We start from the raw sequence: 26,604 nt of genomic DNA, 5'->3' as shown, positions 1-26,604 counted from the left end.
GTCGCTCGAACCCTAAAGTGGCTATAAAAACGCTACAACATCTTCCAAAGGGTGTCGAAAATAATCTGCTGAGCCTTGGCAATGTCTTTGGACTCCAACACCACAGCAGAGGGAAAGTTGTTGCTGGCGAGGGAAATAATGGCACATTTTGGTGGGTAAATAGCAATGTAACTGGCGTCGACTGAACCTTCGGTTTTGATCCATTTTCGTTCCGACAATTCGGCTTCTTCGCCACCGTCTCCCAAAGCAATGACTTTTACATTGATGCCCAATTTAACCCGCTGTTTGGTGTAGTTTGGAAAGGGGCGATACAAAAAAGGCCGAATCGGCTTAGATGAAAACACACAATATTCTTTATGGTCTTGTTGAGACACCACGTTTAAAATATCGCGCAAGACCCACTCGATGCCGTCGTCCCCTTCATAATAGCGCACATTGGTTTGGTGGTAGTCTGGCTGTTGCTGATGCAAGTTGGGAATAATGGTGTTTTTTAAGTTGTCGATGGTTTTGTTCAAGCGGTTGCGTTTTTCTTCCGCTAGGTTCAACAAAATATCAGGGTTTTCCGCCATGAAAAAGCGACGTTTTCCTTTAGGAAAATAGCTAACAATACCTTTAGTCTGCAGCTGTTTCAGAGATTCATAGGCCGTACCGCGGTTGATGCCGCTGTGCTCGGCGATGTCTCGAATCGACGAGGGCCCCAGTTTTAACAACGTTTGGTAAAGCTGAGTTTCTCTAGGGGTAACACCAAGTATTTCAAAAGCTTGTTCGATCATAGGGCTCACAGCTGGGGTAATACGTTACAAAAATCCGTATCTTACGGCCTTTACAAGAATACACGCATTAAACGCAAAACGCAGGACGATCTGCCTGCGAGGAGACAAAAGTGACAGACGATCAACGATTTGGCGGTATTCGCCGTTTGTATGGCGATGCTGGGTATGAGGCTTTTTCGCAGGCGCATATTTGCGTTATCGGCATTGGTGGGGTGGGCTCTTGGGCGGCAGAAGCCTTGGCGCGCTCAGGTATTGGTCGCATCACCTTGATTGACATGGACGATGTCTGCGTTACTAATGTTAATCGCCAAATTCACGCGCTAGACGGCACGATCGGTGAAGCGAAAGTCGATGTTATGGCTCAGCGCATCAAGTTGATCCATCCGCATTGCCAAGTGACTTGTATAGAAGACTTTATTACCCCTGAAAATCTATCTGAGCTATTGTCTGAGCCGTTTGATTACATTATTGACTGCATAGACAGTATCAAGCCAAAAGCGGCTCTTATGGCGTGGAGTAAGAGCAATAAGCGCAAAGTGATTACCGTCGGCGGTGCAGGCGGTCAAACAGACCCAACCAAAATCCTGATTGGTGATTTGGCTAAAACAGAAAAAGACCCATTAGCGGCCAAATTGCGCAATTTTCTACGTCGCTATTATAATTTTACGCGCAATCCGAAGCGCCGCTTTGACATCGAGTGTGTGTATTCCACCGAGCAATTACGCTACCCACAAGGCGACGGCACTGTCTCTTATCAACGTCTCAAAGGCGACACAGAAACCAAAATGAACTGCGATACTGGCTTTGGCGCGAGCACCGCGGTGACCGCGTCTTTTGCGTTTGTTGCTGTGTCGAGAGTACTGGAAAAGCTCGCTAAGGCCGCTGGATCTGAGCCAAAATAGCCAGTACACCATTGGTACGTGAGCTGGTCAGGTAGCTAGATAAGTTGAGTTCAGCCAGTTCACGCTTCAAGTCCATTTGTTGAATGTCGGCGAAAGATTTATCTGCCACCAAGCTTAACAGGGCAACCAGTACGCCGCGCATCAGTTTGGCGTCGCTGTCGGCTCTAATGTGACGAACGTCGTTGATGTCTTCGATGATGAGCCAGACCGCGCTTTCGCAGCCTTTCACCTTGTTGTCTTCGATTTTTTCATCGTCGCTCAATCTTGGTAGGGTTTTACTCAAAACAACCAAGGTTTTAAACGTTTCTTCTTTGCTACGACACGCTTGCAGTTGGTGTTCGATGTCTAGTGAAGGTGCATTTGTCATCGTGAGTTACTCATCGTTCAGTAAATCAATGGCGTCGATCAGCACGTCGCAAAATCGATCCGCTTCTTTAAGGGTATTGTAGCAAGCGAAAGACGCTCGCAAAGTACCCGACACGCCAAGTTGCGCCATCAGCGGGTGGGCGCAGTGACTACCGGCACGCACCGCCACACCTTGGCTGTCTAGGTAGGCGTTCAAATCCAAAAGATGCACATTAGGCACACTGAGCGACACCAAGGTGGTGCTGTTTTCAGGTGAGTGTAATTCAATGCCGCCTTCTTTGTGGAGCCTTGTGTACACATGATGCGCCAAGCTTTGTTCCCACGCCAATAATGCTGACCGATCTTGCGCCGACAAAAAATCACATGCCGCCGCTAGTCCAATCACCCCTTCGATATTGGGTGTGCCGGCTTCCAAGCGATAAGGCAAGACATTGAATTCCGTCGCCTGATGGGACACATGTCGAACCATTTCGCCCCCTGTTTGATAAGGTATCAAGACTTCCAGCGCGTGTTGTTTGCCGTATAAGACTCCGATGCCCGTTGGGCCATACATTTTATGGCCAGAAAACACGTAAAAATCGCAATCTAATTCACTGACATTCACAGGGTAGTGCGCCACGGCCTGCGCGCCATCCACAAGCGTAAAAGCCCCCTGCTGTTTGGCAAGGTCGAGCATGGTTTGCATAGGTGTCGTTGTGCCGATCGCATTGGAGATTTGTGTGGCGGCGAAGATGCGGGTTCGATCGGAAAAGTAATGGGCAAATTCTGCTTCCCACTCGCCGCTGGACGTGAGCGGCAACACGCGCAAACGCGCGCCAGTACGAAACGCCAATTGTTGCCAGGGCACCAAGTTAGCGTGATGCTCTAAACTGGTGATGAGGATCTCATCGCCTTTGGCGAGCACATGCTCTAAACCGTAGGCCACCATATTAATGGCTTCTGTGGCGCCTTTCGTCCAAATAATATGACTCTGTTCCGGAGCCTGTAGAAAGTGGGCGAGGGTGTGTCGAGCATGCTCGAACTGATTGGTTGCTCGGTCGCTCAAAAAGTGCGCGCCACGGTGAACATTGGCGTTGCCGGTGCGGTAATAGTTTTGTATGGCGTCGAGCACCGCGAGCGGCTTTTGCGTAGTAGCCGCGTTGTCTAAATAGGTCAGCGGATGCTCATAGGCCGGTTGCGATAAAATCGGGAATAAAGGGCGCAGCAAGGAAGGGTCAAAAGCCATGAGTACTCTACTTTGGGCAAAAAGACGAAAAGGGCGAAAGACCAAAAATTGTACCCTAACTGACCTTTAAACAGAAAGCCTTGCGCTTTCATCGGCATTTTTTAAGACAGATACAAAGAAGAATACTATACTCTTTGATAACAGATATAAGCCAAAAAATTAAAGAGGGTACACATTCGTGGCGGATTTTTTATACAAAGGGGTCGTGGATTGGTTTCTCGGTCAAATGTCGCAAGATGCGCTGGTGGCAGGGGACAGAATGCCGTCGTTGCGCGCTTTATCCAAGCAATTGGGGTTGAGTTTAAACACCATTATTCATGGTTATGAATTGCTCAGCGAAGAGGGTTGGATCGAATCTCGACCTAAATCCGGTTACTTTGTGTGTCATCGAAGTGGCAACAAACCTGCACTCTTGTTAGCAGGGGAAAGTCTTCATACCTTACCTGGTCAAGGCACGCAAACAGCATGGGCGAGCTTGGCCCATCACATGGCGTTAGTGGATCAAGGCGATGTGTTGTTGAGCCCCATTTCTAGCTCCGATGATAGTTTCTTACCTGTGTTGGGCAAAGGGCATTTGGCTACTCGTGATCAAGTAAGTGAGTATTTAAAAAGCGTATCGATCAAAACTCACGCCGCTAAGCTATGGCTGGGTAACTCGCCGTTGGCGATGTTCACCCAAAGTGTGCAGACGCTCACACAGCGTGGCGATCAAGTATTGGTGCTTAGCCCTTGCGATCCGCGCATCACCACGACTCTGCAAAGTTTAGGTCGACAAGTGGTGACCTTGAGCGCAGGAGAACGGGGAGTGGATTTGGATCTAGCCATCACTTGCTTACGAGAGCAACCGATTCGCTTATTGGTGTTGCCTGGGCAATTCTCGTTTCCGACGGGACAGTTGATTAGCAATCTGAGTTTACGTCGTTGGATTGCCATCATAGAAGAAGCCGCTTTGCCGGTGATTGAGTGGGATTTGTGCTCGCATCTGGCTTATCGCAGCAGCCCTATGATGACCTACAAATCTTTAGACACCGCCGACCAAATTGTGTATATCGGTGGCGTTGAATCGCAAACATCAGGGCGGTCAGCAGCTTGGTGCTTACCAGCTCGTTATCATGATGAGTTAGACGGTGCATTTTTAGGTGCCGACATGGCATTAAATGAAGGCCAACAAGCGACGCTATGCGATGCTCTACAACTCAATAGTAAGCGCTCAATCACGCGCCGTGCCCGTGATGTCTGGGCCAACGCAGAACGCATCAAGTCGCATTTAGAAACCCGTTTGGGTGACCGAGTGAGTTTTGCGGCCAGTAAAGGCGGCATGGCATTATGGATGCGTTTGTCTTCCCCTTTAGACAGCACGAAAATGACCACCTTACTCGGCACCTTCCGTCATGCCATTGTTCCGGGTACCTTGGTCAGTCATGAAAAAGACGCTAACCACTGGTTGGCGGTTAACGTAACACTGAATGACGTGGAACCTTTGGCCAAGGCCTTGGCTGAACACCTAAAAATACAAGATGCAAACGCGCCCGCTAGCGATGAGCTGGACGAAGCCGAAACTATAGCTGAAAGCGCACTAAAAAGCGCCGTACAAAGTGATTTAGCGGCGGAACCCGTCGCCGAAAAGACCAAAAAAGCTTCCCGTCAAATAACGACAGAGCCGCTTTACAACCCAATGCTCGACCTGATTAGCCACGATTTTGGTTAGGAATGTATTGAACGAGCGGAGACAAGAGGAATGAACGAAAAGGCGCTATGACAGCGCCTTTTTTATGGCCGTAACCATGCTCGATGCATCTTTGTAGTCCAGTGCGATCGGGGTCAGTTTGTCGCCGATTAACAGCGCCAAAGAAGGGAAGGAGTTAAGCCCTAACTGTCGCGCTTGCTGTATTTCTTGTTCGATCAGCTGTTTGTCTTTCACGTGCTGCATGGCTTTGGCAAAGCCTTCTGTATTTAGGCCTATTTGATCAGCGCAATCGGTCAGTGTATCTAGGTCCGAAGGGTTTTTGGCTTGCAGGTAATAAGCGTTTTGGATGGCATGATACATTTCATCTTCTAGGCCGCTGTCTCTTGCCACGTAACAGGCGCGACATGCTGGGTAGGTAGAGCGACGTGGTGAGGCCGTGCGCCAAAAGTCAAAGTTAAACTCGGTGCCCAAAGCTGATTGAATGTGGTGCCAAGTGCCTTCAAGCTTACCTTTCATATCTTCTGGCATAGGCGCATCAGAATCCACAGCGAGGCCTCCGAGCATGGGTTGAATGGTGAGTTGGTTGGCATCGACTAAACTTTGTAGAGATTTTTGTAGTTTGTTCCAAGTTGGGCGAAATCCCCAACACCAACTACACATTGGGTCATAGCAGTAAATCAGCGTGGCGGCCATCGCTCGCTCCTATTGGTCATATTAGACAATGATTACGATTTAAAAAAACAGGCCATAAGGTAGCAGCCTCGACGACCACATAACAAATAAAAGCCATAAAAAAACGGCCACAAGCATCGCTTGTGGCCGTTTTTAAGATCAACTAATAGTTAATCTTTTAGAATCTCTGCAATCGCACTGCACAAGGGCTCCATATTGTCATGGGTTAAGCCTGCCACACTGATGCGACCAGAACCGACAATGTAGATGCCGTATTCTTTGCGCAACTGGGCGACTTGATCGGGCGTTAAGCCAGAAAAAGAGAACATGCCTTGCTGCTTCGAAATGAAAGAGAAATCTTGGCTGACGCCCTTGGCACGCAAGGTATTCACAAACAAGCTGCGCATTTCATGAATGCGGGTACGCATGCCTTTTACTTCACTTTCCCAAAGCGCATACAACTCATCGTCATTCAGCACTTCGGCCACCACGGCAGAACCGTGAGATGGCGGGTTAGAGTAGTTTGTACGAATACAGCGTTTCACTTGAGTGAAGGCGTTTTCGGCTTGCTCTGCGGTTTCACATAGGATCGTCAAGGCGCCAACGCGTTCGTTGTAAAGACCAAAGTTCTTTGAAAAAGAGCTGGCGATTAGCATTTCTGGCACATGTTCAAGAAAGGTGCGTAAGCCCTGAGCGTCTTCTTGCAAACCTTGGCCAAAACCTTGATAAGCAAAGTCGAACAAAGGTAAGAAGCCTTGTTTGCTGCACAGCTTCGCTAATTGGTACCACTGCTCTGGTGTAGGATCGATGCCCGTTGGGTTGTGGCAGCAACCGTGGAACAAGACCACATCGCCTTCCGGCACTTGCGATAAACTGGCCAGCATGGCTTCAAAATCCAGAGATTTGGCGTCCGCATCGTAGTAAGCGTAACTACCGACCTCTAAACCAACAGATTGGAAAACAGACTGATGATTTGCCCACGTTGGGTTACTGACCCACATAGTGGCTTCTGGTAAATGTTTTTTGATGAATTCAGCGGCAACGCGAAGTGCGCCAGTACCGCCTGGAGTTTGCGCTGTTTGAGCAAGCTGCTTGGTAATGATGTTATGGTCTTTACCAAATAAAAGCGTCTGCACGGCTGAACGATAAGCCGGTGCGCCTTCAATACTGAGGTAGCTTTTGGTTTTCTCTTTTGCCAACAAACGCTCTTCAGCTTGTTTTACGGCTTTTAAGATAGGTGTGTTGCCTTGCTCGTCTTTGTAAACACCAACGCCCAAGTTGATTTTATTGGGATTCGTGTCGTTTTTATAAGCATCGTTTAGGCCAAGAATTGGGTCTGCAGGAGCAGCTTGGATATGTTCAAACATGGTAACTCCCCAAGAGGGTTATGGTCTGTTTTTATTATGGATTAGAGGATGTAAAAATCAAAGCGTATGGTACTCCAAGACGTGAGCAACTGCCATAAGTTGAGGTGAAAGGGGTGGCATTTACCAGAGGTAAATCAAGATTGGTGATTATTTTGATGAAAAAATACAGACCTAACGAGACCGTTAGGTCTGAACAGTGAGTGTTCCATCAGTACAGGTTATAACGTGACTCAAATAGGCTCATCGTCCCAACCGTTTGAAATGTTATGATGCAAACGTCGCTGTTCAAGATGTTGCTCTATGGCGCGTCGAGCTTTTCGCATACGAGCCGCATCTTCCTTTTGATTACGCTCTTTTGATTCATTTTCCAAGCTTATCGAAGCGTGCATAATGTTGGTTTTAACTTCAGTGAGTGTGGCTACAAAATCGCTCATCGTAATCTCCTTTTGTACGTTCAATGACATTGGATGCAGAGATCACTGTCATCGGCAGTTGAAAAAAGTCAAAATAGACAGACAACGCATTTTCAAACTAATAAAAAACGTAAATCGATTGAAAATCAACCTATTTTCTACGTGTTTTTTATGACAAACAGATTAATTAATCATGGCGGAATGTAATGGACGTTTCTTTTATCCTCGACTCACTTAACGACAAGCAACGTGAAGCGGTCGCCGCACCGCTGCAAAATAGCTTGGTACTGGCTGGCGCGGGGTCGGGCAAAACACGAGTCTTGGTACACCGTATTGCGTGGCTAATGCACGCCTATGAATTGTCGCCTTATAGCCTGATGGCGGTGACCTTTACCAACAAAGCTGCTCGTGAAATGCAGGGGCGAATCGAACAGTTGGTCGGTGTACCGCCACAGGGCATGTGGGTAGGCACCTTTCACGGCTTAGCACATCGCTTACTGCGCGCTCACTGGCGTGATGCTGGGCTAAAAGAAAACTTCCAGATTATGGACAGCGACGATCAACTGCGCCTAGTGAAACGCATCATGCGCGAGCTCAGCATCGACGACACCCGCTGGCCACCCAAGCAAGTGTGTTGGTTTATCAACGGCCAAAAAGACGAAGGTCGCCGTGCAGCGCACGTGCCAGACAGTCACGACCCTTTCTACAAAGGCATGCGAGAGCTGTATTACCACTACGAAGAAGCGTGTGAACGCGGCGGCTTATTGGACTTTGGCGAGCTGTTACTGCGCGCCCATGAACTCATGCTCAGCACACCGACGTTGTTACGCCATTATCAAGAGCGTTTTCGCCACGTGCTGGTGGACGAGTTCCAAGACACCAACACCATTCAATACGCTTGGCTACGCATCATGGTGGGTGATCAGGGTACGATTACCGCGGTCGGCGACGATGACCAGTCCATTTACGGCTGGCGTGGGGCGAAAATCGAAAACATCCAAAATTTCACCAAAGATTTCAAAGACGTCGGCACGGTGCGACTAGAACAAAACTACCGCTCTACAGGCCATATACTGAATGCAGCTAACGGTTTGATTAAGAACAACAACGATCGCCTAGGCAAAGAGTTATGGACAGAAAGCGGCGACGGTGATGCTATTTCTTTGTACGCTGGCTTTAACGAACAAGACGAAGCGCGTTTCATCATGGGCATCATCAAGCAGTGGCACGACAAGGGTACACCGCTGGTGGACATGGCGATTCTGTACCGCTCCAATGCACAATCACGTGTGATTGAGGAATGCCTAGTTCGGGAACAGATTGCTTATCGTATTTATGGTGGGCACAGATTCTATGACCGTTTGGAAATCAAAAACGCCTTGGCGTACGCACGATTGGCGTTAGATCCGAACGACGATGGCGCCATGGAGCGCGTTATCAATGTGCCGCCTCGCGGTATTGGCGAGCGCAGCATTGGCACCTTGCGAGAAATCGCCCGTGACAATGGCTGCTCCATGTGGCAAGCCGCGCAAGAAGTGGTACGACAATCTTTGATGACGGCTCGGGCGACCAATGCCATAAACGCCTTTTTGCAGTTAATTGAGGGGTTGACCACCACGGTACAGCAGCCGGATTTGAACTTAAACGACATTTTCGAGCAGATTATCGAAGAAGCCGGTTTGATTCCGTTCCATGAAAAAGAGAAAGGCGAAAAAGGCGAAGCGCGCATCGAAAACTTAAAAGAGTTGGTCGGTGCCGCCGGTGGTTTTAGTTGGAGCGATGAAGACGAAGAATTCAGTTCGCCGCTGATGGCCTTCCTCGATAAAGCCGTGTTGGATGCCGGCGACGCCCAAGCGGATGAATATCAAGACGCCGTACAGTTGATGACCTTGCACTCCGCCAAAGGCTTGGAGTTTCCGTTGGTGTTTTTGACCGGCGTAGAAGAGAACGTTTTCCCGAGTAAAATGTCGTTTGAAGAGCCAGGTCGCCTCGAAGAAGAGCGCCGCTTGTGTTACGTGGGCATCACGCGCGCGATGGAAAAGCTCTACATTACCTACGCGGAATCCCGTCGTTTGTTTGGCAGCGAATCCTTCAACAGTCCCTCGCGTTTTATCAAGGAATTGCCCGCGGAATGCTTAGAAGAAGTGCGCTTGCGCTCACAAGTCAGTCGTCCTGTGTCCTTGCAACGCCCAGATTATCAGCAAGAGAAAAGCAAACTGCAAAACAGCAGCCTGTTAAACAGTTACAAAGCGCCAGAGGTCACCGTGAACATGGGCGATCGGGTGAACCATCCAGTGTTTGGTGAAGGTTTAGTGATTAACTACGAAGGCCAAGGGCCACAAGCTCGAGTGCAAGTGAACTTCGATGACGAAGGCACTAAATGGCTAGTGTTGTCGTTTGCGAAATTGGAGGTTTTGTAGTTTCTGCTTGTTAGTATGAACAGACAGTTTGAACAGACAAATAGAGTATCTAAGGTGACGCGATAAATGAAAGCGTCATTTAGACAGAGTGCATAATTATAAAAACGAGATGTAAGGAGTGACGCATGGCGATTCGTGTTGGTTTGATCGGGTTTGGTTTATCGGGGCGAGTGTTTCATACGCCGTTTGTGATAAATGATGCTGGTATGACGATGACGTACGTCTGCAGCTCTAAGGCCGACGAGGTATTGTCGGTGATGCCAGAAGTGTCTGTGGTATCGTCGCCCGCCGATGTGTGTATGGCAGAACAGGTGGATTTGGTGGTGATTACCACACCGAATGCGCTGCATTTCGATCAGGCTCGATTGGCGCTGGAAAATAGCAAACACGTGTTGCTAGAGAAGCCTTCTGTGACTACAGTCGCCGAAATAGAGCAACTCTGTACCCTAGCCAAGCAAAAAGGCGTGGTATTTTGTGTGTATCAAAATCGTCGCTTTGACGGGGATTTTCTACGTCTAAAAGCCTTGATCGACAGTGGCGAATTGGGGGGGTTGAAGCATTTAGAATCGCGCTTTGATCGTTTTCGTCCAACGGCACAGGCACGATGGCGCGAGGAACCAGGCGTTGGCGCGGGGATTTTCTGGGATTTAGGGTCACATTTGTTGGATCAGGCCTTGTGTTTGTTCGGCCCACCTAAGTGGCTACACGCGAGCATCGATGCATTGCGTGACAATAGCCCCACCCACGATTGGTTTGAAATTGAATTAGGTTACGACGATAAGCGCATTCGTTTGGCGTCGACGCCGTTTGAAGCGGGTGAAATGCGCCGTTTCAACGCCCGCTTTACCCAGGGTAGCTGGCAATGTGTGGGGTTAGACCCGCAAGAAGAAGCCCTGCGTGGCGGACAAATGCCATGGGAACCCTATTTTCCATCGCAAGCGACCCAGCAGCGCGTTACCCGTTTTGTGGCCTACGATCAAAATACGATTGAAACCGTGGTTGAAGCGTCAACACAAGGGGAATATGCGGCGTTTTATGGGCAATTACGTGATGCTATTCTCAACAAAGGCGAGGCACCGGTATCGAATGTGCAGGCTTGTCAGTTGATCTATTTGTTGTGTTTGGCCGAGCAATCGGCAGAAAGTGGTCAGCGTATGTCATGGAGTTACTCCCCTTCGCTTTAGAGGCTGCATCGGCATTGGTATAAATCGATTGGTTTCGACGGAAAAAGGTTGAGCAATCGGCCTCCAGTTCTTATCATCTTTCGCCCTTTTGTTGTTTTTGCAGGAAAAGGGCGTTTTTCTGTCTGATCTTAAAATAAAAATACAACAATGGACGATGGTCTCGATCTCGTCGGTTGTTGATTCTATCTCTGTGGGGGGCGTTTGGGCGCGCCTTTGGTCAGGGACAGACGGTTTGATTATCAAGTAACTGGCTCCCTGAGGAATAATAATGCGTAATGTAATGGGTTTGGGCAAGTGGGCGTTTGCTGGCTTGTTGGCGTTGTCATTGGTAGCGTGTGGTGGTTCGGATAACACGGAAGAATCCACCAATACAGCACAAAAAGCAGAACAAAAAGTCGAAAAAATTCAATGGAAAATGGTCACGACTTGGCCGAAAAACTTCCCTGGTTTGGGTACGGGTGCTGAAGCGTTGGCGAAGAACATTACCGCCATGTCAAACGGCCGTTTGGAAGTGAAAGTGTACGCGGCGGGCGAACTTGTCCCAGCGCTAGAAGTGTTTGATGCGGTGTCTCGTGGTACAGCGGAAATGGGTCACACTTCGGCCTATTACTGGAAAGGCAAAGCGCCTGCGGTGCAATTTTTCTCGTCTGTGCCTTTTGGTATGACGGCGCAAGAGTTTAACGCGTGGCTGGAATTTGGCGGCGGTTTGGCTTTGTGGGAAGAGGTGTACGCGCCTTTTAACGTGATCCCTATGGCAGCCGGTAACACGGGCGCGCAAATGGGCGGTTGGTTTAACAAAGAAATCAATTCCCTAGAGGACTTCCAAGGTCTGAAAATGCGCATGCCAGGCTTGGGCGGCGAAGTAATGAAGAAAATGGGCGCGGTGATGGTGAACATGCCAGGCAGCGAAATGTTCACGGCTTTGCAAACGGGGGCGATCGACGCGACCGAGTGGGTAGGTCCTTACAACGATTTGGCCTTTGGTTTGTATAAAGCGGCCAAGTATTACTACTACCCAGGCTGGCAAGAGCCAGGTTCAGCGGTAGAAGCCTTGTTCAACAAAGAAGCATTTGAAGCCTTACCGGCGGATTTGCAAGAAATCGTCCGTACAGCGACACAAAAAGCCAATTCGTCTATGTTGAATGAGTTAACGGCTCGTAACAACGCGGCGTTGACCTCGTTAGTAGACGAGCACAATGTCATTTTGAAACGCTTCCCAGACGACTTGCTGGCGGCGTTAAAAGTAGCATCCGCTGAAACATTGGCAGAAGTGGCAGCAAACGATGAGATGAGCAACAAAGTATATGTGTCGTTTAAAGCCTTTTTGGATTCTGTTAGCCAGTGGCATGATATTTCAGAACGTGCCTTTATCAACGCCAGAGCCAACGATTAATTCGCGAATGTTCTGACGATATCATTCATGAAAATGAGTGTTTAAAAGCGTCTTTGTGATGAGCAAGGGCGCTTTTTTTGCTTTGTGCGACGCCATCTCGATGAAATTATGCTGATTGTCACAGAAATTGAAAAAAGCGCTTGAGGGCAGCGGCTGCAATTCATACTATTCAGACCACTTAGTGCACGAAATGTGACTAAAGGGTCAGGTTTGCCAACATGAATAGGTGTTCGCAAACCCTGTCTCGCATTACACAATTAGGGTTGTGTGATGTTGCAAGCCATGGCGCTTGATCTGATAAAAATAAACAAACCGTTTCCTAAGGGATAAAAAATGAAAACACTAAAAACGTGGAGCAAGCTGGCGTTAGTCGGTTTGGCAGCCGCAACCTTGGTTGCGTGTGGTGGTTCTGATAAAGCCGAAGAGACGGCGAAAGCAGAACAAAAAGTCGAAAAAATTCAGTGGAAAATGGTCACAACTTGGCCAAAAAATTTCCCTGGTTTAGGAACCGGTGCAGAGGCGTTAGCAAAGAACATTAACACCATGTCGAACGGTCGCTTGGAAGTGAAGGTCTATGCGGCAGGTGAATTGGTTCCTGCACTAGAAGCCTTTGATGCGGTGTCCCGTGGCACGGCCGAAATGGCGCACAGTACGGCGTATTACTGGAAAGGCAAGGCGCCAGCGGTGCAATTTTTCTCGTCTGTGCCTTTTGGTATGACGGCGCAAGAATTTAACGCTTGGTTGGAATACGGCGGTGGTTTGGATTTATGGGAAGAGGTGTACGCGCCTTTTAATGTGATTCCGATGGCGGCAGGTAACTCAGGCGCGCAAATGGGCGGTTGGTTCAACAAAGAGATCAATTCGGTTGACGACTTCAAAGGCCTAAAAATGCGCATGCCAGGTCTTGGCGGCGAAGTGATGAAAAAAGTCGGCGCTGTGATGGTGAACTTGCCAGGCAGCGAAATTTTCACTGCGCTTCAAACCGGTACGATCGATGCGACCGAATGGGTAGGGCCGTATAACGACCTCGCTTTTGGTTTGTACAAAGCGGCGAAATACTACTACTACCCAGGTTGGCAAGAGCCAGGCTCTGCGATCGAAGCCTTGGTGAACAAAGACGCGTACAACGCTTTGCCAGCGGACCTACAAGGTATCGTTCGTGCAGCAGCACAACAGGCTAACCTCGCTATGTTGAACGAGTTTACCGCTCGCAACAACGCAGCATTAGAAACGCTGGTGAACGATCACAACGTGATTTTGAAAACCTTTCCGAACGATCTGTTAGCAGCCCTAAAAGTCGCTTCTGATGAGACTCTACAAGAGATTGCAGCGAACGATCCAATGAGCCAAAAGGTCTATGACTCGTTCAAAAGCTTCCTAGATTCTGTCAGCGCGTGGCACGACATCTCAGAACGTGCGTTTATCAATGCGCGAGCAGATGACTAAGCGCTAACGGATACAATACGTGACAGGGTAAAAAGAACCACAGAATAAAAAAGCCTTGCTAGCGGATGTTAGCAAGGCTTTTTTTTGAGTACTGTCTGTGCAAAGGCGTTTGTTAGTCGTTCATGCTGCCTAATTCAAGCAGTGTCGCGTTGCCGCCGATTGCGGTGGTGTTGTTAGAGATGGTACGTTCCGTCACAAAGCGCAGTAAATAATGCGGTTTGCTAATGGTAGAGAGAGTGTCGGCGTCGGTTTCTTCGATCAACTGGCAGATCAAACCGCCTTTTGCCGCCAAGCGCTGATTTAGCTGCTGCGCTTGTTCTGCGTCACAGATGACCGCCACGCCTGCCAGATGATTGGCTTCGATCAAGGAGTCTTGTGCGGATTCCGCGATGTTTTGTACCACCCCTTCTGCAACAAAAGGCGTGATCAAGTCCATGATGTCTTGACCCGTTGGGCCAACGGTAATCACCGGGTTTCCTGCGATAAGGGCGGCAAATACCTGACCGACTAAGCCCACTTTGGTTTGTTTGCCGTCGAGCAACGACAAGCAAAGAAACGGCCCGCGACCTTGATTTGACAGCTCGTTACGCTCGCCGGTCGGCCCTGGTAATACCAGGGTGTCGGCAATGGACTGCTTGGCGTTGTCGATTTGCCACGCGGCCATGTTGCGTTCGCTCGGCGCGAAGGCGTTTAGGGCTTTTTCTAGTTTCGCGGCACGGTCTGTTACGCCTAAGCTGTCCCACGCCTCAAAAATACCTTGAGCGACCTGAATTTGGATAGGTTGTACGATGGTCATAATAATGTCTCCTTTTAAAGGTCTTGCTCAATGGCGAAGCGTTGCAAATAGTGTGGGCCACCGGCTTTCGGGCCAGTACCAGACAAACCTTGGCCGCCGAATGGTTGTACACCGACCACGGCACCGACTTGGTCGCGGTTGATGTACATGTTGCCGACACGAGCACGGCTCGCAATGCGGGCACAGGTAGTCTCGTTACGGCTGTGAACACCCAAGGTCAAACCAAAGCCTGAGTTGTTGATGGTGTCGATGATCTTATCCAAATCACGGGCTTTGTAGCGCACCACGTGCAGAATAGGGCCGAATTTCTCGTCCGTAAGTTGATCAATACTGCTAATTTCAAACGCCGTCGGTGCCACGTAAGTGCCTTTGTCGGCAAAAGAAGGCAACTCAGATTGAGCGATGAGTTTGGCTTCTTTGGTCATGCGGTCGATGTGTTCTAGTAACATGGCTTGCGCCTTTTTATCGATCACAGGGCCCACATCCGTGCTGTGCAAATACGGCAAGCCGACGGATTGTTCTTGCATGGCGCCCTTGATCATAGGGATAACACGATCGGCGATGTCGGCTTGCACAAACAAAACACGCAAAGCGGAACAACGTTGACCGGCGGATGCAAACGCTGAACGCACAGCGTCGCGTACCACTTGCTCGGGCAACGAGGTCGAATCCACCAACATGGCGTTTTGACCGCCTGTTTCGGCAATAACTGGAACCGGTGCGACACCGCGAGTAGCGAGTGTACGATTGATCAATTGAGCGGTGCCCGTAGAGCCAGTAAACGCTAAGCCAGCAATGCGTTTGTCGCTGGTGAGTGGTGCGCCAACGGTCGCACCATTGCCGGGTACTAGGTGCAATACATCACCAGGTACGCCAGCTTGATGCAAGAGTTCAATGGCACGACATGCAATTAAGCTGGTTTGCTCTGCGGGTTTGGCGACCACGGTATTACCGACAACCAAGGCCGCAGCAATTTGACCGGTGAAGATCGCCAACGGAAAGTTCCAAGGGCTGATGCAAGCGAATACGCCGCGGCCATTGAGTTTGGCGTGTTTTTCTTGGCCTAGGAAGTTTTTGTATGGCGTCGCATTGGCAAAATGGCTACGAGCCTGCTGCGCGTAGTAGCGGCAGAAATCCACGGCTTCGCGTACTTCGTCGATGCTGTCTTGAATGGTTTTACCCGCTTCACGATGGCACAGAGCGATCAGTTCAGCGTAGTGCTCTTCCATCAAATCGGCCATTTTGTCGAGGCAATCGGCACGTTCGCCAGCAGGGCGGGCGGACCAAGCTGGGAAAGCCGCTTCGGCGAGATCAATGGCTTTCGTCACGGTGGCTGCATCGGCCCAATCCAGTTGTCCCGCGCTTTCGCTGTGATCGTAAGGACTCAAAATAGCATGGGTATGACCCGTTTTGATTTGTTGTCCACCCACAATAGGGTAGAAGCGCCATTGGGTGTCTTGACCCATGAAGGCGTCGATTTTCGCTTTAAATGGTGTCCAGTCGGAATCAATTTCGATATTTGGGCCGAATGAGTTTTTACGGTCGTCGAACAAGTTAGACGGCAAGTTAATGTGCGGGTTCGACAAAGACTTGCGGCTTTCTAGGGTGGTCACTGGGTGGTCGATCAAATCGGCAATTGGGTAGCTGGCGTCGATCAAACGGTGCACGAAAGAGCTGTTAGCACCGTTTTCTAATAATCGGCGCACCAAGTAGGGAAGCAAATCTTTGTGGCTGCCTACTGGCGCGTAAATGCGTACGCAAATATCGCTGTCTTTGATGAGGCGATTGTACAGAGCGTCGCCCATGCCGTGCAGGCGTTGGAATTCGAATTCGTTGGTGGTGGCGCCCAGTTGCGTCGCGATGCAGTTAATCGTCGCGATAGTGTGGGCGTTGTGGCTAGCGAATTGCGGGAAAATGTTGGCGCGGGTGTGTTCGCTCAACAAGAAATGGGCGCACGCCAAGTAGGACACATCGGTGGATTCTTTGCGGGTGTACACAGGGTAGCCGTCGATGCCCCGTTGTTGGCACAATTTGATTTCAGAATCCCAATACGCGCCTTTGACCAAACGAACCGGAATACGGTCGCCGTGCTCTTTCGCCAGTGCCGCCAACCAAACAAGTACCGGCAAGGCACGCTTGGAGTAGGCTTGTACCACAAGGCCAAATAAGCCCCAACCTTTGGTGACATCGTCGCGGTAGAGTTTTTCAAACAGGTGCAAAGACAATTCTAGGCGATCGGCTTCTTCTGCATCGATGGTGATGCCCACGTTCAAGGCGCGTGCTTTGGCGATTAAGCCTTTGACGCTGTCAAACAGTTCCGTCATCACGCGTTCTTCACAACCCACTTCGTAACGAGGATGAAGGGCAGACAGTTTAATAGAGATTGTTGGGCGGTGTTTTTGGCTGTAAGTGTCTTTGCCGACGGACTCCACTGCTTGCTCGTAAGAGGTCAGGTATTTTTGCGCGTCAGCAGCGGTGAGTGCCGCTTCGCCGAGCATGTCAAACGAGTAGGTGTAGCCTTTGTCGCGATAGCTTTTGCCGCGAGAAAGGGCTTCTTTGATGCTGCGACCCAATACGAACTGGTGCCCCATGACTTTCATGGCTTGGTTCATCGCTTTGCGAATGACCGGCTCGGACACACGATTGACCATGCGGTTCACCAAGTTGGCGGGTGAGCCGTCTTTGTTTTCGTCCATGGTGACAATTTTGCCCGTCAACAAGAGGCCCCAAGTGGAGGCGTTGACGAAGAAGGAGTCGGAGTTTTTCGCGTGAGACGCCCAATCGGCCACGCTCAAACGGTCTTTGATGAAGGCGTCCGCGGTGTCTTTGTCTGGCACGCGCATAAGAGCTTCGGCCAAACACATCAGCAAGATGCCTTCTTTGGTGTCTAGGCTGTATTCGAGCAATAAGGCATCGATCATCGACATGCTGTCGTCATCTTTGCGAACCGCGGCAATCAGGCTAGAAGCGGCATTGGTTTGGCTGACCAATTCACTGTCGGTCGGCTTTGCCAGCGGCAACAGCTCCTTCAACCATTGGTCTTCGTCCATCTTATAAAGAGGGGAAATAAGCTGCCACAATTCATTGAGTGGACGCTGAATGAAGTTAGGTTGTAACACCTCAATCGCTTTAAACATGGTTGGGTTCTCCCGCATTAACCTAAATACCGCGTTGGTTTTTTTAGGTAAGGCCGCATTAGTGTGATGGAACGGTTACGCGTCTTTTTGATGGTTTTTTGCTCTGCTTTATCAAAAAAATGCATGTCTGGATAATGCTGACACTTTAGTGACAGAAGGGATAAAGAGTCTTTCAGAAAAGTCGTCTTTTTTTATAAGAAAGTCCGGCTCGATTATTAAAATCCGAGCTGTGTTGTGTTCTTGCCTCGAAATGGGGAGAAAAAAGGGTAAATGCTTAGAAATGGGGCGTTTCTGTTGGGTCTAGAAGAGGCTTAACGACGACCAAATTGTTTTTGGTATTTAAGCGGGGTAATGCCCAATACTTGGGAAAAAACATTTGTCATGGCGCTCTGGCTAGAGAAGCCGCACATCTCTGCCACTTGAATTGGAGGCGTGCCGTCGGCAAGCAAAGATTGGGCGCGTTCTAGGCGTTTGCGCATCAAATATTGATGGGGCGTCATGCCGGTTCTGTCTTTGAAGCGCTCGTGAAATTGGCTGACGCTCAGAAAGCAAAAGTTCGCCAATTGGTCGATATGAACCTTGCGTGACAGGTTCAATTCGATGAATTGATCGAGCTTATCGATGTCGAGATGGTTGCCGCGGGTGCGCACGTCTTTGTTGTTGATTTGATGGCGAATGGCGCTTAGTAAGGTGTTACCACAGGCCCGTGCCAGCATGATGTCGTTGGGGTATTGTTGCAGCTCGCCGGATAACGCCGAGGCGAGAATTTGCAGCCTAGGATTGAGCTGAAAATACGCCGCTTGATCGAACAAGCGTGAGACCACTTCGTATTCTTCGTCGGTGATGCTTTTTTGAGGCGGAATTGGCAGGTTCACCACCATGATGCGATTTTCCCCCAATCCCGCAAAGGCATGACTGTTCTCTGACGGCAGGATACAGCCTTCGCCCGTGTGCAGTTGTTTGCCCTTGCCTTGGATGTCGAAATCGGTGTTGCCATCAAGCACGACCACCAGCTGGTGGTAGTCGTGTTCGTGGGTATCCGCTTCGCTCGGAAGGCTGAGAATATCGGAATCAGATTGGGTCACAATCGGCCTTGGCTCCCTGATCGAGTGACAACACTCGTCAACGTTTGCGTCAATAAAGTCTTCAGTATAGCGGCAATTATGCTTCTACACGAATGACAAGATTGCCTAGCGCGCCAGACTTCATTACATCCTCATGGGCTTGCGCGAGTTCCGTAAGGGCGTAGCTGTGACGAATCACCGGCTTCAACACACCTTTTTCGAACAAGGGACGCAAGGCTTTGGCGATCAAGGCCAGTTCTGCTGGTGTGACGTTGGCCAATGCTACGCCGACCACAGAGGCGTCTCTCGCCATTAAATCACGAGGGTTGATTTCCACCGTGCCACGGTTGCCGATCACCGCCACACAACCACCAAACGCTAAGGCTTTTAGGTCTTGGTCTAGGTTGTGATTGGCCAGCATTTCGATGACAACATTAAAGCCGGTCTCCAAGGTTTGGAATGGCGCTAAATGGTCGGCTTCGTTGTGCATGATGACCGTTTGTACGCCTTGCTGACGCAGTAATTCGGCACCGGCTTCGGTGCCCGCGCTAGCGACTACATCCATGCCTGCAGCAAGAGCAAGTTGAACCGTTGCTATGCCCACGGCACCAGTGGCACCATGAACTAAGACTTTATCACCGGCTTTGGCGTGAGCGCGGCCAAACAAAGCTCGGTGTGCCGTAGTGTAAGGCACGCCTAAACACGCGCCTTCTTCAAAAGACAAGGGATCCGCCAGCGGGTAAGTGTGCGTGGTGTTGCACACAGTAAATTCAGCGGAAGATCCGCCCTGGTTACGGCTAAAATACACCCGTTGACCCACTTCATAGCCTGTGACATTAGCGCCTACTTCTATGACAGTACCCGCGCCGTCTGACCCCGGCGTATGAGGAAAACTCGCCTTGTAGTTGTTCACACCCGAACGAATGTAAGTATCCACGGGGTTCACCCCTGCTGCGCCGACTTTGACCAACAGTTGATCGTCGTTGATGCTTGGCGTGTTGGTGTCCGTTAGCGTTAAATCGCTCGCGGGGCCGTAGTCTTTGATCTGCATGGCTTTCATATTCTTGTCCTAATCTAATAAGTGATTATTGTTGTTTTCCCTGTTCTTTTAGGCGTCCATGTTTACAGATTAATTCGCATACACTTGTTCAGGTAACCAGGTGACCAATTCTGGCCAGATGGATAACATTAACAGTACAAACAGTTGTATCAAAATAAAGGGCAATACGCCTTTATAAATAGATTGTGTTTTGAGTTCTGGTGGCGCCACACCGCGTAAGTAAAACAAGGCGAAGCCAAACGGCGGTGTTAAGAACGACGTTTGCAGGTTAATGGCCATCATGATGCCCAACCAAACAGGGTCTAAACCCATGGCCAACAACACAGGCGCGACAATCGGTACCACTACGAAGGTGATTTCGATGAAATCCAAAATGAAGCCAAGGAAGAACATCAACAACATCACCACGATCATGGCGCCGACCACACCACCGGGTAACTGTGAGAAGAAGTCTTGAATCAATTCTTCGCCACCAAAACCGCGGAACACCAAAGAAAACAGCGATGCACCAATCAAAATCATGAACACCATGGAGGTGACTTTGGCGGTGGAATACACGGCATCTTTTAAGGTAGAAAGGCTTAATTTACCGCTGACCCACGCCAAAATAGCCGCACCCAATGCGCCTACACCGGCGGCTTCGGTTGGTGTCGCAATACCGCTCAAAATAGAGCCCAAAACGGCAAAAATCAGCAATAAGGGCGGCACTAAGCCTTTGACCAACTGTACGAACAGAGGCTCGCTTGAACCGCTGCGTAATTCGTCTTTTGGAACCGCTGGGGCTTTATGAGGTTGTAACCACGCCACGGCGATCACGTAAACAATGTACAAGCTGACTAAAATCAAACCAGGAATCAGCGCGCCGACAAATAAGTCGCCCACGGAAATGGTTTTAGGCGAAAAAATGCCCATTTCAAGCTGCGCTTTTTGGAAGGCGTTCGACATCACATCGCCCAATAGCACCAAGGCAATCGAGGGCGGTATGATTTGCCCAAGTGTGCCCGTGGCACAAATGGTACCGGCGGCCAATGATGGGTCATAGCCGCGACGAAGCATGGTTGGCAAAGAGATCATCCCCATGGTAACCACGGTAGCGCCAACGATACCGGTACTAGCGGCCAATAACATACCCACCAAGATCACCGAAATGCCCAAACCACCGCGTAACGAACCGAACAACATGGCCATGGAGTCGAGCAAGCGCTCTGCCAGTTTGGATTTTTCCAGCAAGACACCCATCAACACAAACAAGGGCACAGCGATCAGGGTTTCGTTGCCGATAATACCAAACAAGCGGTTTGGTAAAGCTTCTAGAAACACGCCATCAAAGGTTCCCATAAAGGAGCCGACAGCGGCGAAGATTAAGGCCGTACCACCAAGGGAAAACGCCACCGGATAACCGAACAGCAAACACACACATACGGCGGCAAAGAGCCATAAAGGAAGAAATTCAACCATTAGTTTTGTCCTCTAGTGTTTTTTGCTGACGTTACAACACCGAGGTTCTTCAGAATATCCGCAACCCCTTGGATGATTAAACTGATCATCATAATGGGAATCAGCGTTTTGAGCAGGTAGACGAATGGCAAGCCGCCAGGTTCTGGTGAGGTTTCCAGCACACGCCAAGAAGCGCTCACGTAATCAAAGCTTAGGTAAGCGGTGTACAGCGTAAAAGGCAGCAAAAAGAAAATACCACCGATGATGTTTACCCAAGCTTTTTTTGTCGCAGAAAAATCGCGGTAAAACACGTCCACACGCACGTGTTCGTCGTCTTTAAAGGTATACGCCGCACCGAGCATGAACACCATCGCATGCAGATACAACACAGACTCCTGCAAAGCGACCGAGCCAATATCAAAGCCATAACGCAAAAGAACGACGAGACAGGTAAGCAGCATCATCGCCAAGGTAAACCAAGCAACGAATCGCCCCATATAATGGGAAACCGCCTCGGCCGAACTGACCAGTTTGTTTAACATTAAAATACCCACAGTGTTGAATCATGATTGTCAGATTTTGTGCCTATTTATTGTAGGCTTACTTATTAGTAGGCAAGGGCGCCTAATGAAATCTGGAGCGCTAGTTTATGGGATAACGCCACGCTTGGGAATAATGAACACCGACCAAATCGAGGCTCAACGCGTTATAGAGGATAAATGCGGGTTTTGGGAGCAAAAAGATGAGGATGCACCTATATCAACGTTGAATTTTAAGTGATTCAAGGTACTTATCATTTGAAGTCGTAAACAAACACAATGAGTGTTGTGTTTGTTTACTGAGGTGAGGTTATTTTGACTGATCTTTTACAAAAGTACTATCTTTTTCACCTTTAAAAAAGTCACGACCATAGACCAAAATACATAACACGACACCGACCGCAAAAGCCCATGTTGCACCACGTGTTGCTAATACAGCGGCAACCACACCGGCAATACCTAAATCGCGCTGAGATCGAGCTTCCATAATGCCGATTTTTACGGACACATAGCCTTGAATCAATAAAGTAAGAGCAAGAGCCACACCTAAAATAGGTTGTACTAGCGTTACAATAGGCATGAATATCAAACCTGTATTTGTACCCCAGCGGAAAGAGCCTGCGCCACCAAAAATGGAGTTCATTGCTTTTTTACCTTGGCTAAAACGCTCAGTGATCACGACATGCATCGCTGCCCAAAGAGGTCCGCACATGGCCACGTCAGGCCCTAAAATAGACATTGCAGAATTTCGAGCACCAAAGATCATGTGAGCACGATCAGGATCGTAGTCAATTTTCTCGTCTGTACGAATTTGATCTGCTTCTTCCAGAATGGCTTTGCTTTGTAATACGTCACCAAATAAAACGATGTATGCTGCTAATACCGTTGGTACAGCGGTTACAAACATCATGAGTGGCGGCATACCAAGACCAAATACTGTGTACTCATTCCAAAGCGTAATGAAGTCAGGAGACGAAAAGCCCCACTGAATTTCAGGCCAAGATGTTTCACCTACCGTTGGTGCAATGATAATAGCTAAAACAACTATCGGAAAAATACCCAGTTTACCGATAAGGTTAAAAAGCGCATTATTTTGTTTTAACGCCGCAAAGTGACGCGAAAAAATCATATAGAAGGCTACGCCCACAGCAAGCGTAATGGTTACGGGGTAAGTATCAAAGCGACCATCTACTTTAAATACGGCCATTACGGCAGCAATACCAGCACCGATGATAATACCGGATTTAATCGCTTGTGGTATGAGTGAGACTACCCTATGTGCAAGCCCTGAGGCTCCAATAAAGATGGCAAAGGCCCCCAAGAGTAGCTGAAATGACACGAGAGCATGTATTCGTTCAGGCCCTTCTGGGAAGGTTGAGCAATACGCCATGAGTAGTGGAATTGCAGGTGTGATCCAACCTGGAACTACAGGATCACCCAATAAATGGTGCAACAAGTAGAACAAGCCATTTAACATGACCACTGCCAGTGCAACTTCGAACGGCATACCAAGTAGTTCTGTCATAAGTGGAATTGCTGCTAAGTCCACCGCACACATTAGTAGACCTTGAAAATAATCTGGCCATTCAAAACGATAATGAACAAAAGGTAGCCTTACTTTGAAAGGTCCCATTTTCCAATAGGGTGTTTCTTGACCATCTATGCGCTCTTCTCTCATGGTTATTTCCTTTTATTTTTTTAGTTATACGACCCCATTTTCATGGGGCCAAGAGGGTGTTTAGAATCAGAACGCGGCTTGATACAAGGCCAAGGCATCTTCTTCAGTTACTGGAACAGGGTTATTACCAAGTAAGCGTGTTTGTAACATGGCGTCTTTCGCCAGAGTTAGTAGGCTTTCTTTTGTCACTCCAACGTCTTGTAGGCGTTGTGGTGCGCCAGACTCATTCATCAGTGCTTGCATAAATTCGACGAATTTCGCCGATCTAGTGTCTACGTCGTTGTCAGAATGTCCGAGAACGACATCAGCCAACTCGGCATACAATGGCGCGGCAGCGGCCATATTGAATCGAAGTACAGGGCCAAGCATAAGAGCGTTTGTTAACCCATGAGGTAGGTGATAGTGACCGCCTAATGGATACGCAAGAGCATGAACGGCAGCCACTGGGCTATTCGAAAAGGCTTGTCCCGCTAAATTTGCTCCTAACAACATAGCTTCACGGGCCGTACGGTTTTGTCCATCTTGGCAAGCGATGACTAGGTTTTTGGTTAAGAGGCGCAAGGCTTCTTTTGCCAAAGCGTCTGATAGAGGGTTTTTAAGGTGTACCGAGGTGTAAGCTTCAATGGCATGCACCATGGCATCAATGCCGGTCGCGGCAGTTGGTAATGAAGGAAGGCCAACGGTGAGTTCAGCATCTAATAAAACACGATCTGCGTACAACTGCTGAGACACCACGCCCATTTTTGTGGTTTCTCCCGTTGTTAGAATCGTGATGTTAGTGACTTCTGATCCTGTGCCAGCTGTGGTTGGCACTTGAACTAAAGGCGTTCGAGTGCCAGTAACATTACCAATCCCGTAGAGTTCAGATAGTGGCTGTTCGGACGTGAGCATAACAGCCACTAGTTTGGCTATATCCATAGAAGAGCCGCCACCTAAACCTAGGACAATGTCCGTATTGCTTTTTTTTCCTTGTTCAACACAGGCTATTAATACGTGTTCTGGTGGATCAGCAACAACGTCGTCAAACACGCTGACAGTGAAGCCGTGCTTTTTAAGAGATGCTTTGGTTTGCTCTAATAGGCCACTCTCATTCAAAAACTTGTCTGTTACGACAAGTAGATTACGCTCGTTGAACCAGCTGCCGAGTAACTCGCCTAGGCGTTTTGCGCCACCCCATTCGAGGTGCATGGAACCTGGGGTATTAAAAGAAAAAGATTTGATGCCGTCCGTCATAATGATCTCCAAAATAATGTGATTAGGTTATAGGGCACTGCATACGTATTTCATTTCGAGGTATTCCTCTATGCCATACTTAGAGCCTTCACGCCCTAAACCAGATTGTTTGATGCCACCAAACGGCGCGACTTCGTTCGAAATTAATCCGGTGTTGTGACCAACCATGCCGTACTCAAGTGCTTCTGATACGCGAATCATGCGGCTGTGGTCGCGAGTATAAAAATACGCCGCCAGTCCAAAAATCGTATCGTTTGCCATAGTGATGGCTTCTTCTTCTGTCTCGAATGCAAACAGCGGCGCCATAGGACCGAAGGTTTCTTCTTTTGCGACCTTCATGTCTGTGGTGACACCCGTCAAAATAGCCGGTTGGAAGAAAAGTCCACCTAAGCGCTTACCACCAAAGATTAATTTGGCTCCTTTGCTGACGGCGTCTTGGATGTGGTCTTCTACTTTTGCAATGGCTTTTTCTTCGATCATGGGGCCAATGTCTGTTCCTGCATCTGCGCCATTACCAATTTTCAACGCTTTTACTTTTTCAGCCAACTTTGCGGTAAATGCGTCATATACTCCCCGCTGCACTAAAATACGGTTAGCGCAAACACAAGTTTGTCCGGCATTACGGTACTTAGAGGCCATAGCGCCTTCGACCGCTTTGTCCAGATCGGCATCATCAAAAACGATAAACGGAGCGTTACCGCCAAGTTCTAAAGAGACTTTTTTGATCGTCTGTGCACATTGCGCCATTAATAAACGACCTACTTCGGTGGAGCCGGTAAAAGACAGTTTGCTGACGATTTCACTGTCGGTTAGAACTTTTCCAAGTTGGCTAGCTGATCCTGTAATCACTTGAAAAACACCAGCGGGAATACCTGCCCGTTGTGCTAATTCACCGATTGCTAATGCTGTAAGTGGCGTCAAGTCAGCAGGACGAACGATCATTGAGCAGCCGGCTGCCAGTGCTGGTGCGGCTTTTCGGGTAATCATCGCAGCAGGAAAGTTCCATGGTGTAATCGCCGCAGTCACACCGATTGGCTGACGGATAACAGTGAGTCTTTGATCTGCACGGGGAGCCGGAATAGTGTCACCGTAAATGCGTTTTGCTTCTTCAGCGAACCACTCTATGAATGACGCAGCATAACCAATCTCACCCTTTGCTTCAGCGAGTGGTTTGCCTTGTTCTGTTGTCATTAATAGGGCGAGATCGTCTGTGTTTTCAATCATCAGCTCAAACCACCGTCTCAAGATGGCCGAACGTTCTTTGGCGGGCAAGGCAGCCCATTTTTTCTGTGCTATTTGAGACGCTTGAATAATCGCAGGGATTTCCTCTGGTGCAAGATGAGGTATTTCTACAATAACGTCACCTGTGGCTGGGTTAGTGACAGGGTGGGTTACCTGTGATTTAGCTTCGACCCACTCGCCATTGACTAGGCAGCGAGTTTTTAGGAGTGACATATCTTTTAACATGAGTATCACCTTTATATTGGTTATTTTTAAGACGCTCTGTTTTGTCGTTGTGAGGATGGATAAATCCATAAACAGAAGACAAGCAAATCATTATTCAAAAAAAATAATCAATAAGAGGCCACTCAAGTTGCTGGGAGGCTATGTGAGGTAGTGTGGCATCGATGCAATGCGCTCTCTTATTATTTTTTTATTAAGAACAATGTTGTTCTTAACATTTGCAAACAAGATGCCAGCTTATGAATTTAATCTATGTAATTGAAAAATATAGAATTATAATAGCGAGTAAGAGGCTACGTATTATTTTTGAGCGGTTTTAGATCGAATTTTGGCGCTCATAATGATCGA

General features: G+C 48.8%; 21 protein-coding genes. 6 read left to right on the top strand and 15 right to left on the bottom strand.

Annotated elements, in window-relative coordinates:
- Positions 1-32: 32 nt before the first annotated feature.
- The gene (locus J9B83_RS04010) at positions 33-773 is read right to left on the bottom strand and encodes a TrmB family transcriptional regulator (RefSeq protein WP_211535447.1); all 741 of its coding nucleotides are present in this window, start codon (positions 771-773) and stop codon (positions 33-35) included.
- Positions 774-883: 110 nt separating this feature from the next.
- Here J9B83_RS04010 and tcdA point away from each other — a divergent pair, with 110 nt between their 5' ends.
- Positions 884-1,675: a tRNA cyclic N6-threonylcarbamoyladenosine(37) synthase TcdA gene (gene tcdA / locus J9B83_RS04005; protein WP_211535446.1), complete on the top strand. Its 792-nt coding sequence runs from the start codon at positions 884-886 to the stop codon at positions 1,673-1,675.
- Here tcdA and J9B83_RS04000 read toward each other — a convergent pair.
- Positions 1,647-2,042: a SufE family protein gene (locus J9B83_RS04000; protein ID WP_211535445.1), complete on the bottom strand. Its 396-nt coding sequence runs from the start codon at positions 2,040-2,042 to the stop codon at positions 1,647-1,649. The two genes, tcdA and J9B83_RS04000, sit on opposite strands and share 29 nt — an antisense overlap.
- 6 nt (positions 2,043-2,048) lie before the next feature.
- Positions 2,049-3,266: an aminotransferase class V-fold PLP-dependent enzyme gene (locus J9B83_RS03995; protein WP_211535444.1), complete on the bottom strand. Its 1,218-nt coding sequence runs from the start codon at positions 3,264-3,266 to the stop codon at positions 2,049-2,051.
- A gap of 178 nt (positions 3,267-3,444) precedes the next feature.
- Here J9B83_RS03995 and J9B83_RS03990 point away from each other — a divergent pair, with 178 nt between their 5' ends.
- Positions 3,445-4,974: a GntR family transcriptional regulator gene (locus J9B83_RS03990; RefSeq protein WP_211535443.1), complete on the top strand. Its 1,530-nt coding sequence runs from the start codon at positions 3,445-3,447 to the stop codon at positions 4,972-4,974.
- Positions 4,975-5,019: 45 nt separating this feature from the next.
- Here the strand turns inward: J9B83_RS03990 and J9B83_RS03985 are convergent, their stop codons facing one another.
- The 3 genes from J9B83_RS03985 to J9B83_RS03975 all read right to left on the bottom strand — a co-directional run bounded on the left by J9B83_RS03985 (position 5,020) and on the right by J9B83_RS03975 (position 7,426).
- Complete coding sequence (locus J9B83_RS03985) at positions 5,020-5,646, bottom strand: DsbA family protein (RefSeq protein ID WP_211535442.1); 627 nt, start codon at positions 5,644-5,646, stop codon at positions 5,020-5,022.
- 149 nt (positions 5,647-5,795) lie between these two features.
- Positions 5,796-6,992, bottom strand: coding sequence for an amino acid aminotransferase (locus tag J9B83_RS03980; protein WP_211535441.1), 1,197 nt, complete (start codon positions 6,990-6,992; stop codon positions 5,796-5,798).
- A gap of 230 nt (positions 6,993-7,222) precedes the next feature.
- On the bottom strand, positions 7,223-7,426 hold the full coding sequence (locus J9B83_RS03975; RefSeq protein ID WP_211535440.1) for a PA3496 family putative envelope integrity protein: 204 nt from the start codon (positions 7,424-7,426) through the stop codon (positions 7,223-7,225).
- Between the two features lie 185 nt (positions 7,427-7,611).
- On the opposite strand from J9B83_RS03975, the gene uvrD reads away from it, so the two are divergent.
- The 4 genes from uvrD (at position 7,612) to J9B83_RS03955 (ending at position 13,848) form a co-directional block, all read left to right on the top strand.
- Entirely contained in the window at positions 7,612-9,825 is a 2,214-nt protein-coding gene (gene uvrD, locus J9B83_RS03970; protein ID WP_211535439.1) for a DNA helicase II, read from the top strand.
- Positions 9,826-9,950: 125 nt separating this feature from the next.
- Positions 9,951-11,009, top strand: coding sequence for a Gfo/Idh/MocA family oxidoreductase (locus tag J9B83_RS03965; protein WP_211535438.1), 1,059 nt, complete (start codon positions 9,951-9,953; stop codon positions 11,007-11,009).
- A 268-nt stretch (positions 11,010-11,277) separates the two neighbouring features.
- Entirely contained in the window at positions 11,278-12,402 is a 1,125-nt protein-coding gene (locus J9B83_RS03960) for a TRAP transporter substrate-binding protein (RefSeq protein WP_211535437.1), read from the top strand.
- Positions 12,403-12,735: 333 nt separating this feature from the next.
- Positions 12,736-13,848 (top strand): TRAP transporter substrate-binding protein, encoded by a 1,113-nt coding sequence (locus J9B83_RS03955; RefSeq protein WP_211535436.1) that lies wholly within the window; start codon positions 12,736-12,738, stop codon positions 13,846-13,848.
- Between the two features lie 112 nt (positions 13,849-13,960).
- Here the strand turns inward: J9B83_RS03955 and J9B83_RS03950 are convergent, their stop codons facing one another.
- From J9B83_RS03950 to J9B83_RS03910, 9 genes are all read right to left on the bottom strand, one after another.
- On the bottom strand, positions 13,961-14,644 hold the full coding sequence (locus tag J9B83_RS03950) for a 1-pyrroline-5-carboxylate dehydrogenase (protein WP_211535435.1): 684 nt from the start codon (positions 14,642-14,644) through the stop codon (positions 13,961-13,963).
- 14 nt (positions 14,645-14,658) lie between these two features.
- Positions 14,659-17,781 carry a bifunctional proline dehydrogenase/L-glutamate gamma-semialdehyde dehydrogenase PutA gene (gene putA / locus J9B83_RS03945; protein ID WP_211535434.1) on the bottom strand — a complete coding sequence of 1,041 codons (3,123 nt, stop codon included), beginning with the start codon at positions 17,779-17,781 and terminating at the stop codon, positions 14,659-14,661.
- Between the two features lie 311 nt (positions 17,782-18,092).
- Positions 18,093-18,866, bottom strand: a complete 774-nt coding sequence (locus J9B83_RS15990) for a helix-turn-helix domain-containing protein (protein ID WP_211535433.1) — start codon at positions 18,864-18,866, stop codon at positions 18,093-18,095.
- 76 nt (positions 18,867-18,942) lie between these two features.
- The gene (locus J9B83_RS03935) at positions 18,943-19,905 is read right to left on the bottom strand and encodes an NADPH:quinone reductase (RefSeq protein WP_211535432.1); all 963 of its coding nucleotides are present in this window, start codon (positions 19,903-19,905) and stop codon (positions 18,943-18,945) included.
- A gap of 69 nt (positions 19,906-19,974) precedes the next feature.
- Positions 19,975-21,363: a TRAP transporter large permease gene (locus tag J9B83_RS03930; RefSeq protein WP_211535431.1), complete on the bottom strand. Its 1,389-nt coding sequence runs from the start codon at positions 21,361-21,363 to the stop codon at positions 19,975-19,977.
- On the bottom strand, positions 21,363-21,884 hold the full coding sequence (locus J9B83_RS03925) for a TRAP transporter small permease subunit (RefSeq protein ID WP_211535430.1): 522 nt from the start codon (positions 21,882-21,884) through the stop codon (positions 21,363-21,365). The genes J9B83_RS03930 and J9B83_RS03925 overlap by 1 nt, the downstream gene beginning before the upstream one ends.
- 307 nt (positions 21,885-22,191) lie before the next feature.
- The gene (locus J9B83_RS03920; protein ID WP_211535429.1) at positions 22,192-23,559 is read right to left on the bottom strand and encodes a hypothetical protein; all 1,368 of its coding nucleotides are present in this window, start codon (positions 23,557-23,559) and stop codon (positions 22,192-22,194) included.
- Positions 23,560-23,625: 66 nt separating this feature from the next.
- Positions 23,626-24,792 (bottom strand): iron-containing alcohol dehydrogenase, encoded by a 1,167-nt coding sequence (locus J9B83_RS03915; protein ID WP_211535428.1) that lies wholly within the window; start codon positions 24,790-24,792, stop codon positions 23,626-23,628.
- Positions 24,793-24,819: 27 nt separating this feature from the next.
- Positions 24,820-26,259: an NAD-dependent succinate-semialdehyde dehydrogenase gene (locus J9B83_RS03910; RefSeq protein ID WP_328797690.1), complete on the bottom strand. Its 1,440-nt coding sequence runs from the start codon at positions 26,257-26,259 to the stop codon at positions 24,820-24,822.
- Between the last annotated feature and the right edge of the window lie 345 nt (positions 26,260-26,604).

This window comes from Marinomonas vulgaris (assembly GCF_018145875.1).
GTDB lineage: Bacteria > Pseudomonadota > Gammaproteobacteria > Pseudomonadales > Marinomonadaceae > Marinomonas > Marinomonas vulgaris.
The sequence above is the reverse complement of the archived record's forward strand: the minus strand, read 5'-3'. Positions and strand labels throughout refer to the sequence as shown.